The organism is Alteromonas nitratireducens (assembly GCF_040812025.1).
Classification (GTDB): domain Bacteria; phylum Pseudomonadota; class Gammaproteobacteria; order Enterobacterales; family Alteromonadaceae; genus Alteromonas; species Alteromonas nitratireducens.
On record NZ_JBFNPK010000004.1, the window covers coordinates 161,489 to 174,469 of the forward strand.

General features: G+C 51.6%; 13 protein-coding genes. All 13 read right to left on the reverse strand.

The window, feature by feature from the left end:
* Positions 1–29: 29 nt before the first annotated feature.
* Positions 30–608 (reverse strand): ribonuclease HII, encoded by a 579-nt coding sequence (rnhB, locus tag AB1N33_RS05725; RefSeq protein ID WP_411270580.1) that lies wholly within the window; start codon positions 606–608, stop codon positions 30–32.
* Complete coding sequence (lpxB, locus tag AB1N33_RS05730) at positions 601–1,752, reverse strand: lipid-A-disaccharide synthase (RefSeq protein ID WP_411270581.1); 1,152 nt, start codon at positions 1,750–1,752, stop codon at positions 601–603. Before lpxB ends, rnhB begins: the two co-directional genes overlap by 8 nt.
* Positions 1,753–1,754: 2 nt before the next feature.
* On the reverse strand, positions 1,755–2,525 hold the full coding sequence (gene lpxA, locus AB1N33_RS05735) for an acyl-ACP--UDP-N-acetylglucosamine O-acyltransferase (protein WP_411270582.1): 771 nt from the start codon (positions 2,523–2,525) through the stop codon (positions 1,755–1,757).
* Between the two features lies 1 nt (position 2,526).
* Positions 2,527–2,976 carry a 3-hydroxyacyl-ACP dehydratase FabZ gene (fabZ, locus tag AB1N33_RS05740; protein ID WP_411270583.1) on the reverse strand — a complete coding sequence of 150 codons (450 nt, stop codon included), beginning with the start codon at positions 2,974–2,976 and terminating at the stop codon, positions 2,527–2,529.
* Positions 2,977–3,165: 189 nt separating this feature from the next.
* Entirely contained in the window at positions 3,166–3,681 is a 516-nt protein-coding gene (locus AB1N33_RS05745) for an OmpH family outer membrane protein (RefSeq protein ID WP_411270584.1), read from the reverse strand.
* A gap of 51 nt (positions 3,682–3,732) precedes the next feature.
* Positions 3,733–6,210, reverse strand: a complete 2,478-nt coding sequence (gene bamA, locus AB1N33_RS05750) for an outer membrane protein assembly factor BamA (protein WP_411270585.1) — start codon at positions 6,208–6,210, stop codon at positions 3,733–3,735.
* A 53-nt stretch (positions 6,211–6,263) separates the two neighbouring features.
* Positions 6,264–7,616, reverse strand: coding sequence for a sigma E protease regulator RseP (gene rseP / locus AB1N33_RS05755; RefSeq protein ID WP_411270586.1), 1,353 nt, complete (start codon positions 7,614–7,616; stop codon positions 6,264–6,266).
* Positions 7,616–8,797: a 1-deoxy-D-xylulose-5-phosphate reductoisomerase gene (ispC, locus tag AB1N33_RS05760; RefSeq protein ID WP_411270587.1), complete on the reverse strand. Its 1,182-nt coding sequence runs from the start codon at positions 8,795–8,797 to the stop codon at positions 7,616–7,618. Before ispC ends, rseP begins: the two co-directional genes overlap by 1 nt.
* Positions 8,797–9,660: a phosphatidate cytidylyltransferase gene (locus AB1N33_RS05765; protein WP_411270588.1), complete on the reverse strand. Its 864-nt coding sequence runs from the start codon at positions 9,658–9,660 to the stop codon at positions 8,797–8,799. The genes ispC and AB1N33_RS05765 overlap by 1 nt, the downstream gene beginning before the upstream one ends.
* A gap of 53 nt (positions 9,661–9,713) precedes the next feature.
* Positions 9,714–10,490 (reverse strand): polyprenyl diphosphate synthase, encoded by a 777-nt coding sequence (uppS, locus tag AB1N33_RS05770; protein ID WP_411270589.1) that lies wholly within the window; start codon positions 10,488–10,490, stop codon positions 9,714–9,716.
* Positions 10,491–10,498: 8 nt separating this feature from the next.
* Entirely contained in the window at positions 10,499–11,056 is a 558-nt protein-coding gene (gene frr, locus AB1N33_RS05775; RefSeq protein ID WP_411270590.1) for a ribosome recycling factor, read from the reverse strand.
* A 21-nt stretch (positions 11,057–11,077) separates the two neighbouring features.
* Positions 11,078–11,821: a UMP kinase gene (gene pyrH, locus AB1N33_RS05780; RefSeq protein ID WP_411270591.1), complete on the reverse strand. Its 744-nt coding sequence runs from the start codon at positions 11,819–11,821 to the stop codon at positions 11,078–11,080.
* 198 nt (positions 11,822–12,019) lie between these two features.
* Positions 12,020–12,892, reverse strand: a complete 873-nt coding sequence (gene tsf, locus AB1N33_RS05785) for a translation elongation factor Ts (protein WP_411270592.1) — start codon at positions 12,890–12,892, stop codon at positions 12,020–12,022.
* Positions 12,893–12,981: the final 89 nt, after the last annotated feature.

The window sequence follows — 12,981 nt, forward strand, 5'->3', positions numbered from 1 at the left end:
AGGTGTATGAATGAAGACATGCAGGTTATTTACTCTTGTTGTGCTGCAATCAGCGCCTGTACAGGTTTAAAAGACTTACGATAGCATGGCAGAACACCATGTTCAGCCAGGGCTGCAAAATGGGCTTTTGTCGGATACCCTTTATGTGCAGCAAAGCCATAGTGTGGGTATTGCCTGTCCAGTTCAAGCATATCGTTGTCGCGTTCGACTTTGGCAAGTATCGACGCCGCCGAAATTTCGGCGTGTAGCGCATCGCCTTTGACAACGGCCTCAGCACGGTACTGCCAGACGGGTACGCGGTTTCCGTCTACCCTGACAAAACTGGGCGTCACCATCAGATTATCAACCGCACGTGTCATTGCCAGCATGGTGGCATGCAGAATGTTGAGCGAATCGATTTCTGCTGGTGTCGCGCGGCCTATCGCCCAGCACACGGCATTTTCGCGAATTTTCCGGGCCAGCGCGACACGCTTTTTCTCACTCAGCTTTTTAGAATCAGTCAGGCCTTCGATGGGTTTTGACGGGTCGAGGATGACCGCGGCGGTCACCACGTCACCCACCAGCGGGCCGCGCCCGACTTCATCGACGCCAGCAATCAGATCAGTCACGTATTTCTCCCAGTACGGCCTGTGCTGCGGTTTTGTCGGCATGGCATCGTAATGTCTTATGTAATGCGGTAAAGCGACGGATTAATGCGTGATTGTCCGCATCAAACAGTGGTAACAGTGTATTTGCCAGCGTGTCAGGATTAACGTCATCCTGCAGCAGTTCCGGGATCAGCGCGTCGTCAGCCAGTAAGTTGGGCAACGTGAAAAACGGCGCCTTATAAAGTCGCTGCATGATCCGGTAGGTCAGGGGTGACAACTTATAGGCCGCCACCATCGGCCGTTTACACAGCATTGCCTCAAGCGTTGCCGTACCCGATGCCAGTAAAATAACGTCACTGGCAATCATCACATCGCGCGCTCCACTGTTAACCACATGGACCTTCATCCCGGCAGGCAGCGATGCGTCTTTAAGAAGTGCCATGATTTGTTCATAGCGCGCAGTATTCGCCGCTGGGATCACAAATTCGCAAGCAGGCTTGCGCTGGTGTACGTTAGCCATGGTCGCTGCGAACACCGGCAGAAGATTATTCACCTCGCCACGGCGGGATCCAGGCAGTACAGCAAGCACCGGCACATCCTCAGGTAAACCAAGTTCGGCACGGGCAGCCTGCTGGTCTGGTTCCAGCGCAATGGTATCGGCCAGCGTGTGACCGACAAACGTATACGGGACATCATATTTGTCGTACACCGCCTGCTCAAACGGGAAGAGTCCGAGAACCCTGTCTGCCGCTTTGGCAATCTTGTGGATGCGCTTTTCGCGCCAGGCCCAGATGGTAGGTGATACATAGTGGACTGTGGGTATGCCCTGCTTCTTTAGCGCAGTCTCGACACGCAGATTAAAGTCAGGCGCATCCACGCCGACAAACACGTCCGGCGGATGGCGTTCGAAATGGGCAAGCAACTGCTTTTTCACTTTCAAAATGGCAGGCAGGTGCGACAACACTTCAACCAGGCCCATGACAGACAGCGTTTCCATGTCGAACAGAGTACGGCATCCCGCGGCCTGCATATGCGGCCCCGCGATGCCCTCGATGATCGCATCAGGATGCAGTTTTTTGATTTCTTTGATCATGCCGGCGGCAAGCACATCGCCTGACGGTTCTCCGGCAACGATCCCAATGCGCAGCGGGCGTGGTGTGCTCATCGTTAACGGATAATGCCGCGTTCAGCCTGTTCCAGGAAGGTAATCAGCAGTTGAATTTCTTCTGCGTCTGACGCACTTTCACGCAGTTTCGCAATGGCTTCTTCAACCGTATTTCCTTCACGGTACACCACTTTGTAGGCGCGTTTTATCGCCATAATGGTCTCTTTGCTGAAACCACGGCGGCGCAGTCCTTCAGAATTGATACCCTGTGGGATATTTTTGTGACCGCTTACCATCACAAACGGAGGCACATCGCGAAGAATAATGCCGCCTGCACCTAAGAATGCATGCGCGCCTATTTTACAGAACTGATGGATACCTACCGCACCACCGACAATCGCAAAGTTATCGATATGGACGTGTCCCGCAACGGCCACATTATTAGCCAGAATGATGTCATCACCCAGCACACAGTCATGGGCGACATGAGAATTTACCATCAGCAGATTACGCGACCCGATAATGGTCACACTGTTGTCCTGCACGGTACCACGATGCACTGTCACGCCTTCGCGAAAGACGTTGTCATCGCCAACGATAAGTTCAGTGCGTTCGCCGGCGTATTTTTTGTCCTGGCAATCCTCACCGATGGAGCAGAACTGATAAAACGTATTATTCCTGCCAATTCTGCTTGGTCCCCGGATAACGACATGGGATGTCAGCCGGCAGTTATCACCAATCACGACATCGTCATCGACAACACAAAACGGACCAATTTCGACATTCTCGCCAATCGTGGCCTTGTCTGAAATAACGGCAGTAGGATGAATCACGTTAGACTATCTCTCTAATTGCACACATGAACTCTGCACAGCAGGCGTCTTCGCCGTCAACTGAGGCTGTGCCTTTAAATTTCCAAATCCCTCTGCGCTCTTTCACCAGTTCGATATCAAATTCCAGCTTATCGCCAGGCACAACCGGACGCTTGAATCTGGCGTTATCGATACCGGCATAGAGATAAAGCTTGTCTGACTTACCCATGGTTTTAAAACCCAGGACGCCAGCGGCCTGCGCCATTGCTTCAAGAATCAGTACACCGGGAAAAATAGGACGCCCCGGAAAATGGCCGGTAAAGCAGGGCTCGTTAATCGTAATGTTTTTATACGCTTTGATTGATTTGCCGAGCTCATAGTCTGTTACCCGGTCAACCAGCAAAAACGGATACCGGTGAGGTAGCAGATCAAGAATTTCCTGAATATCGATGGAATTAAGTGAGTTGGCCAAAAAAGTTCTCCTTTGCCGTATTCTGTGCGCTTTACGATGTCAGCGGACACAGTACACCTGTTTATAGTAAAACGGCCGGCAACCATACGCTTTTAAACGTAAAAAACAAATCAGACCAACACCTGACGATGCTGATCTGGTTTGTTCATCGGGCTGGTATTCCTTGCCCTTCAGATGCTATTGCACCTGTTAGTTTAGTTTGTTTACCTGTTCCAGTACTTCTTCTGACAGGTCATAGGTTTCTTTTGAGAACGCCACAGCATTCTGGTTCAGCACCATGTCATAGCCTTCACGGGCTGCAACTGCATCAATCGCCTGTTTGATCAGACCCAGCAGTTTATTACGCTCTTCGTTGCTGCGACGCTGGATATTTTGCTGCAGTGGCTGGCCTTTTTCGGTCAGCTTTTCACGCACTTCCATGATCTTGTTCTGCAGGTCCTGTTTTTCCTGCTCGCTCATGGTCGCCGCATCACGCTGAAGACGCTCGGCATAAAACTGTCCATCACGCTGCAGTTGGTTCACTTCCTCAATCTGAGTCTTGAACTCCTCCTGAATGCTATTGGAAATTTCAGCAGCCTGAGGCATGGACTGGAATACACCCTGTACGTCAACAACACCGATTTTCTGTGCTGCCATCGCCGATGTGCTGATAAGCGCACTGCCTAACATCGCGGTTGCGAAAAGTTGTTTTGCCAAGTTTTTCAAAAGGAACTCCTTTATACGTCTTGTTATGTAGGCGTTAGCCTTTGGGTAAAATTAAAAAGTTTGTCCGATATTGAACGTGAAGAATCTTGCATCATCACCGTCACGTTCCTGAATGGCTTTCGAGAAGCTGAATACCATCGGACCCATAGGTGAAATCCATTGTACAGAAATACCCGCGGAACTACGATACTGCTTCCAGTCAGAATAGTCCAACAACTTGCCGAAACGGGTGGATGGCTGATTAAACTGACTGTAATACTCGTAGTCAAATTCTGTATCCCAGACGTTACCTACGTCAACAAATAAGCTGGTACGAACCGAATTATCCATATCTTCGTCAACGAACGGTGTAGGCACAATCAGCTCCACGCCACCGAGTGCCATGGCGTTACCGCCCAGGCTTCGACGGACGATAGACAGACTGTCGCGTGACGGATCGGCCGGATAACGCTCGCCGTCCGGACCGGTCACAACGTCACTGTTTGACAGGATAACACCGCGCGGACCTACCGTATTGTTCTGGAATCCACGCAGGGTGTCTGCACCACCGGCGGTAAAGTTCTCGGTAAACGGCAGAATTTGTTCATTACCGTTAATCTCCCCGTAACCATTACCGTAGCCGACACGCAGTCGGGTCAGCACTGACCAGCGCTGATTGCGGGTCAGTGGGAAATACCAGCGACCGTCAAAAATGGCTTTAAAGAAGTTTACGTCTGAGTTCGGCGTGGTGACACTCAGCGAAGCGCGCTGCGTCGACCCTGCCGTCGGGAACATACCGCGGTTCAGAGTGCTGCGGCTCCACGCTACGCTGGCTTCGTAACTGGTGTATTTCACTGCCGCATCCGGATCATCTGAGCTCAAAAACTGACTGTAGAAACGTTCAGTCTGCTCGTAGAATCCACGGTTAAACAGCTCCACATCGTTATAACGCAAACCAAAGTTTATCCGGTTAAATTCATTAATCGGATAACCGATATTGGCACCAATTGACCACTGTTTTGAATTGTACTGGATAACGTTAAAGTCAGAGCCATCAAACTCACTGTAGCTGATTGAGCCACCCAGGCTGATACCATCAATGGTGAAGTACGGGTCGTTATAGGTAATCTGTGCCGATTGCTGATAAGAAACGGTGCTCAGGTTAATGCCCACCCGCTTACCGGTGCCCAGGAAGTTGTCCTGCTGAATACCGGCCTGCAGACTAAGGCGCGTACGGTCACCATAACCGATACCGGCGTTGAACGAGCCGGAAGGCTGCTCTTTCATATTGAAGTCAATATCAACTTTGTCTTCTTCACCCGGGATCCGCGTCGTTTCAAACTCCACTTCGTCCAGGTAAGTGAGACGTGACAACTGTGCTTTTGACGATTCCAGCAACGTGTTCGACAGCCACGCGCCTTCCATCTGATTGACGTTCTGACGCAGCACACTATCTGCCGTGATGGTGTTGCCATTAAAGTTAATCCGGCGCACATAAATCCGCTTGCCCGGGTCAACCGACAGCGTCAGCTTCACGGTTTTCTCTTCGTCGTTAATATCCGGTACAGTGGTTACTGTAGGATAGGCGTAACCAAAACGTCCCAGGTACTTGCTGATAAACTCTTCCGTGTAGGTAACCTCAGCCTGGTTATACAGCTCACCCGGTGTCAGCGGCAGGACACGCTCAATATACTCCTCGTGACCCAGCACATCTCCAACCAGTTCAACTTCTGAGATGGTGTACTGCTCACCTTCAGACACATTCATGGCAATGTAAATCCCGCTCTTTTGCGGGGTCATAGAGACCTGTGTCGAATCGATATTGAAACGCAGGTAACCTCTGTTGAGGTAATAGTTACGGATGGTTTCCATGTCCCCCTGCAGGGTTTGCTGCTGATAGCGGGTTTCTGACATGAAGTCCCACCAGGGGGTGTCATACTGCAGTTCGAGATCTTCCATCAGCTCGTCGTCAGAAAAGATCTCATTACCAACAATGTTAATTTGCTCAATCTTAGCGGCATCACCCTCTTCAAACAGCAGCTTAAGGTCGACCCGATTACGTGGCAGCGGCGTAATAATCGCGGTCACTTCGGCGTTGTATTTACCAATGCTGTAGAAAAAGTCCTTGAGGCCGTTTTCGATCGAGGTCAGTACGGTTTTATCGAGTGGATCACCAACACGGATACCATTGTCTTCAAGGCTTTCATTAAGCTGCTCATCTTTAATGTCGTCATTACCATCAAAGATGATGTTGCTGATGGTCGGCCGCTCATTCACCTTGACGACCAGAGTATTACCATCGCGCAGTACTTCAATATTTTCAAAGTGGGTAGACGAGTATAGTGAGCGGATAAGTTGCGCAATGCGAAACTCATTCAGACGGTCCCCCACCTGCACTGGCAAATAGGTCAGCGCTGCACCAAGTGCTACCCGCTGTAATCCTTCTACTCTGATATCTTCAACAACAAATTCGCTGTCTGAATCTGCAGCATTGACCAAGCCAGCACTGGACAACATGATTCCGGCTGCTACTAATTGTTTTAACTTCATCTATTCTTCTTTTCCTGGCCGCGTAATTTTTGCTTGCTCTGGTTATTCTTCACTTAGCTGATCCGGGCAATATCATTAATGATGGCGATACCCATGATCATGAACAGGAGAGCCCCTCCTATTCTGAAACCCCATTCCTGGACGACCTCAGGAACCGGTTTGCCGGTGATCCATTCAATCGTGAAATACATCAGGTGTCCGCCATCCAGCATAGGCAGCGGAAGCAAATTGATGATACCCAGGTTGACACTGATCAGTGCCAGAAAACTGAGGAAATACGCCAGTCCGTAGCCCGCACTGACGCCTGCTCCCTGTGCAATAGAGATAGGCCCGCTCAGGTTTTTTACCGACACATCGCCGGTGAGCAGCTTGCCAATCATCTCAATACTCAGCGTCATCAGACGCCATGTTTTATCCAACGCTCTGGACACGGATTCCAACAGACCATACTGATGGGTAAACAAGTATCCCGGAGGCCAGGCTTCGAATGCAGGACTTACTCCCAAATACCCTTTCTGCCCCTCTGGCGTTTCCTGACGCGCAATGGTGGCATTAACGGTAAGGGTCTGTCCATCCCTTTGCACAGTTAGTGTCGCAGTTTCGCCCGGCTTATCACTGATCATTTCCACCAGCGACGCCCAGTCGGCTATCCTTTCACCGTTTAGCGCTGTCAGCGTATCGCCTGCTTTCAGCCCTGCTTCAGCCGCGGGTGAGTCTTTACCAACCAGCGACAGCGTCAGGGTTGGGTCAGGCCGGAAAGGCGTAATACCCAGACTCCGTAAAGGAGACTGTTTATCCGGGTCAAAGTTCCACTCACGAATGTTTAAGGTTATCTGACGGGTAACGCCGTTTTCGCCTTTCACCGTTAAGGGCGCCTGCTCTCCACCGACATAGGAAACCAGCTCAAAGTTCACCGCTTCCCAATCAGGGGTGTCGCGCTCACCAATAGCGAGAATTTCATCCCCGTCTTTCAGTGCAGCCCGTGCGGCAATGCTGTCAGGCTCAACCTGCTTGATGACCGGCTTTACCGTTTCCAGCCCCACCAGATACATCACAAACAGCGCAAATACCGCGAACACAAAATTAATGCCCGGGCCTGCGGCGATAATCGCCATACGCTGCAATACCGGCTTATTATTAAACGCCTGATGCGCCTGTTCAGGCGGCACATCATCAACGCGCTCGTCCAGCATACGGACATAGCCGCCCAGCGGGATAGCGGCAATTACATATTCTGTTCCTGACTGGCTGCGCTTGCGCCATAACGGCTTACCAAAACCAATCGAAAACCGCTCGACAAAAACCCCACAGCGGCGGGCGACATAAAAATGTCCCCATTCGTGCACGGCAACCAGAATGCCCAATGCAACAATAAATGCGCCCAGGCTCCATATAAAACTCAGCACTACATCAACCCTCTGATAATCTGTCCAGCCACTTCACGGGCCGTGCTGTCCTGCTCAAGAATCTGTTGGAGTGAAGAAACCTCAAGAGGTTCCAACAGATTTAAGGTTTCTTCGTTTACGCGGGCGATGTCGCAAAATCCGATTTTGCCATCCAGGAAGGCCTGTACCGCGACCTCGTTGGCCGCATTCAGTCTTGTCGTAGCTGCCTGACCACTGCGACAGGCCTCTATCGCCAGTGTCAGATTGGGATAGCGGGCCTGGCAGGGTACCGAGAAATCCAGTGACGCAATGTCGGAAAAATCGAGCGCCGCGACACCGGCGTCAATGCGCTCGGGATAGGCCAGGCCGTAAGCGATTGGCGTACGCATATCAGGCGCGCCCATCTGCGCGATCACTGACCCGTCAACGTACTGCACCATCGAATGCACCGTACTTTGGGGGTGCAGTACTACGGTGATGTCATCCGGCGATGCACCGAACAGCCAGCAGGCTTCAATAAACTCCAGCCCCTTATTCATCATTGTGGCCGAATCAACCGTGATTTTACGGCCCATTGACCAGTTAGGGTGAGTGCAGGCTTCCTCTACCGAAATCGCCTCAAAGGTATCGAGCGGACGGGTTCTGAACGGGCCTCCGGAGCCCGTCAGCAGGATCCGGGAAATCCCTGACGCGGCAAGCTGGCCGTATTCGAACGTTGCCGGCAGGCACTGAAAAATAGCGTTATGTTCACTGTCGATAGGCAGCAGGGTCGCACCCGACTGATTCGCAGCATCGATAAACAATGCCCCGGACATCACCAGCGCTTCTTTGTTCGCCAACAGCACACGTTTACCGGCTTTCACCGCTGCCAGCGTCGGCAGCAGTCCGGCAGCGCCAACAATAGCGGCCATCACGGTATCTACCTCAGCGGCACTGGCTACTTCTTCAAGCGCATTTTGACCACATAGTATGTCGGCACTGACATCCATCCGGGCTGCCAGTTTGACCGCCTGTTCATAGTAAGACGCATCTGCCAGCACAACATAGCGGGGAGAACAGGCTTTGGCCTGCTTCATTAACTGTTCAACCTGACGGTGACCAGTGATGGCAAACACCCGGTAACGCTCCGGATGGCGGGCTATCACATCAAGTGTGCTGCAACCAATAGAGCCGGTTGCGCCTAGAACCGTGACTGTCTGCATTACGCCATCCAGGTCACATAGCAGAATGCGAAGACCGGAAACGCCGCGGTCAGGCTGTCAATTCTGTCCAGCACGCCACCGTGCCCGGGCAGGATTTTCCCGCTGTCCTTAATACCGGCGCAGCGTTTCAGCATACTTTCGTTAAGATCCCCGAGCGCGGATACCGCCACCGTGAGAATACCGACGGCAAGATGTAACCAGATACGCGAGGCATCGACATGGTAGTGCATAGCGGCAAACGCAATAATTGCCAGCGAGGCCGTGACACCACCGAGCAGGCCTTCTGTGGTCTTACCCGGCGACACATTCGGACGCAGCTTATGACGACCAAACTTCACACCAACGAAAAACGCACCAATATCAGCAGCCCAGACAATGCCCAGCACATAAAAAATCAGAGACGGACCGTAGGAGGGATCGACATCGTCCAGACTGGTACGCAGTGCGACAATCGCCACCCACGTAGGGATCAGGGTTAACAGCCCGAACACACTGCGCACAGCACGGCTGTCCCGCCAGAACTTGGTATAACGCGGATAAGCGATGATCATTGCCAGCGAGATAACCCACCAGACCATAGCACTGGCAAGGATCCACCAGTACAGTGAGGCCAGTTGTCCCTGATACCAGATTTGTTGTTCAGTAACCGCCAGCGACAACCCCACACAGATTGCAAAGGCGACCAGCGTCGTGATGATTTTCTGTGGCCGTGTACACAGGCCGGACAGGTTCGCCCATTCGTAGGCGCCAATGGCGATAACACCGGCAATGGCAAGCTGAAACCAGAAAACGGGAAGAAAGAGGATGGCGGTTAACGCCAGGGGCGCAAGGATTAATGCTGTTATAATTCGTTGTTTTAGCATATGTCGCTCTCGGCGTTTGTGATGTGGCCTGGCCTGTTACCCGAAAGCACGGCTCATTGCCCTGCGGCGACTATCTGTTCGCCGGTCAATCCGAAACGGCGCTGACGAACACTGAACTCGTCCACCGCCTGTTGAAATACATCTTCGTTGAAATCGGGCCACAGGACATCGGTGAAATACAGTTCAGCATAGGCACACTGCCACAGCAGGAAATTGCTGATCCGATGTTCCCCGCCGGTTCTGATTAACAAATCCAGCTCCGGAAGGCCGCTTGTCGACACGTAATGGTCAAACATTGCTTCATCAATCTCGCCGGGGTCAACCTGGCCGTCACGCGCTTTCTCTGCAAGCTGACGGGCGGCATTTACGATGTCCCAGCGTCCACCATAATTGGCGGCAATATTGAGCACCAGATCCTGATTTTCACTGGTCAGCGCCTCAGCACTACGTATTTTTTTAACCAGTTCATCGTCAAACGCGGATACGTCACCAATCACTTTCAGGCGTACCCCGTTTTTATTCAGGCGTCTGACTTCATTGTTCAGCACCAGATTAAACAGGCTCATCAGCACACTGACTTCTTCTTCAGGCCTTTTCCAGTTTTCACTGGAAAAGGCAAACAGCGTCAGTGACTTAATCCCGGTTTTGCGGGCAAAACGCACCACGGAACGCACCGACTCGACACCGGCACGGTGACCGAAGGTACGAACCTTCCCTTTTTGCTGGGCCCACCGGCCGTTGCCATCCATAATGATGGCAACATGCTGTGGACCAGCCGTCTCGCCCTGTTGAGGCTCCCTGACGGCGGCTTTTGACCGCTTACCAATCATGATGCCACTTATACTTCCATCAGTTCTTTTTCTTTATCCGCCAGCATCGCATCGACTTTTTTGATGAAGTCGTTGGTCAGAGACTGAATATTTTCTTCGCCTGCGCGGCTTTCATCTTCACTGATTTCTTTTTCTTTGAGCAGCTCTTTGATGTCGCTGTTGGCATCACGACGGATATTACGAATCGCAACACGTCCCTGCTCAGCTTCATTGCGCACGACGCGAATCAGGTCTTTTCGACGCTCTTCTGTCAGCGGCGGCAGCGGAATACGAATGGCACCACCGGCGCTCATTGGGTTCAGACCAAGGTCCGACTGCATGATGGCTTTTTCAACAGCCTGAATGGCACTTTTATCAAACACAGTCAGTGCCAGTGTACGGCTGTCTTCTGCTACAACGTTGGCAACCTGCTTGAGCGGCGTATCAACACCGTAATAAGGCACCATAATGCCATCCAGCAGGCTTGGGTGCGCACGCCCGGTGCGAATTTTGCTCATCTGGCTTTTCAGTGCACTGATGCTTTTATCCATGCGCTCACGCGCATCTTTTTCTATTTCATCAATCACAATATTTTCCTATCTGCGTAATTAACTGTTTATCTTTTCAGCGCTGTCGATAATGGTGCCTTCTTTTTCGCCCATTACCACACGCTTCAGACACCCGGGCTTGTTCATATTAAACACCCGGATAGGCAAACCATGGTCGCGGGCCAGCGTGAAGGCTGACAGGTCCATGACTTTAAGTTCTTTTTCCAGCACTTCCTGGTAGGTCAGCTGATCATACAGCGTTGCCTCCGGGTTTTTAACCGGATCATCACTGTAAACCCCGTCTACCTTGGTGGCTTTCAGAACTGCATCGGCTTCAATTTCGATGCCGCGCAGGCAGGCAGCAGAGTCCGTCGTGAAGAATGGATTACCAGTGCCGGCAGAGAAAATCACCACCCGCCCTGACTTCAGAAGACTGATAGCTTCTGCCCAGTTGTAGGCATCGCAAACGCCGTTAAGCGGAATCGCCGACATCAGACGGGCGTTGACAAAGGCGCGGTGCAGCGCATCACGCATAGCCAGTCCGTTCATGACAGTTGCCAGCATGCCCATGTGGTCGCCCACCACCCGGTTCATTCCGGCTTTAGCGAGGCCCTCGCCGCGAAACAGGTTACCGCCGCCAATCACCAGGCCAACCTGAACACCCAACTCCACCAGTTCTTTGATTTCCTGGGCCATGCGATCCAGTACCTTAGGATCAATACCAAAGCCTTCGCTGCCCATCAGGGCTTCACCACTGAGCTTTAACAGAATGCGTCGGTATGCAGATTTAGGTGTGATACTCATTGTTAGAATTGTCCTCGTGACTCGGCTTGTCGCAGTTCTTTTATCGCTGTGAATAAAAGTACTGTGACAAACCGATTCGCTCAATCTTATTGTGTAACAAGAATGATAAATTTACTGCGTTTACTTATAAAAAAGCACCTCCGAAGAGGTGCCCGTAGTGTATCTGACTATCGCACGTTGCAAAAGTCAAACGCCCAATTATTTCTTGGCCGCTTCCATCTGTGCTGCAACTTCTGCCGCGAAGTCTTCAGTCTTCTTCTCGATACCTTCACCCACTTCGAAACGAACGAAGTTGATCACGTCAGCGCCTTTGCTCTTCAGCAGTTCGCCTACGCTCATTGAAGGATCCTTAACGAAAGGCTGCCCAGTCAGGCTGACTTCGCCAGTGAATTTCTTCATGCGGCCTTCAACCATCTTCTCTGCGATTTCAGCTGGCTTGCCAGACTGCATCGCAATTTCGATCTGGATTTCTTTTTCTTTCTGAACAACTTCAGCAGGTACGTTCTCAGGCTTAACGAACTGTGGGTTCGACGCGGCAACGTGCATAGCTACGTCTTTCGCCAGTTCTTCATCACCACCGGTCAGGATAGCGATAACTCCGATACGACCACCGTGCACATAAGCACCCAGGTTGTCGCCTTCAACGTTGATCACGCGACGAGGTGCAATGTTTTCACCAATTTTCGCAACCAGTGCTTCACGTACTTCAGACACTTTACCACCTTCGATAGCGGTGTCGTTCAGTGTGTCAACGTCGTTGATGTTGTTGTTTGCTGCGGCTTCCAGTACCTGGTTACCGAACTTCAGGAAGCTGTCATCGCGCGCAACGAAGTCAGTTTCACAGTTCAGTTCCATCATGGTTGCACGGTTACCGTCAACTTTAGTCAGGATCACACCTTCAGCAGCAATACGGCCTGCTTTCTTGGCGGCTTTCGCCTGACCTGATTTACGCATGTTCTCAATCGCCAGCTCGATGTCACCATCGGTTTCAACCAGCGCTTTCTTACAATCCAGCATGCCAGCGCCAGTACGCTCGCGCAGTTCTTTTACAAGTGCTGCAGTCACTGCCATTTTTCAATTCCTCAGCAATAAATTAGTAAATAGGTAAAAGGGGCAGTATGTGCCCCCTTAATCGCGTCGTCTGTCTGCCTCTGTTACCA

Bases quoted from the DNA above. Each gene is read 5' to 3' on its own strand.
- lpxB (WP_411270581.1), bottom strand. From the start codon at position 1,752: ATGAGCACACCACGCCCGCTGCGCATTGGGATCGTTGCCGGAGAACCG.
- bamA (WP_411270585.1), bottom strand. From the start codon at position 6,210: ATGAAGTTAAAACAATTAGTAGCAGCCGGAATCATGTTGTCCAGTGCT.
- ispC (WP_411270587.1), bottom strand. From the start codon at position 8,797: ATGCAGACAGTCACGGTTCTAGGCGCAACCGGCTCTATTGGTTGCAGC.
- AB1N33_RS05765 (WP_411270588.1), bottom strand. From the start codon at position 9,660: ATGCTAAAACAACGAATTATAACAGCATTAATCCTTGCGCCCCTGGCG.
- uppS (WP_411270589.1), bottom strand. From the start codon at position 10,490: ATGATTGGTAAGCGGTCAAAAGCCGCCGTCAGGGAGCCTCAACAGGGC.
- pyrH (WP_411270591.1), bottom strand. From the start codon at position 11,821: ATGAGTATCACACCTAAATCTGCATACCGACGCATTCTGTTAAAGCTC.
- tsf (WP_411270592.1), bottom strand. From the start codon at position 12,892: ATGGCAGTGACTGCAGCACTTGTAAAAGAACTGCGCGAGCGTACTGGC.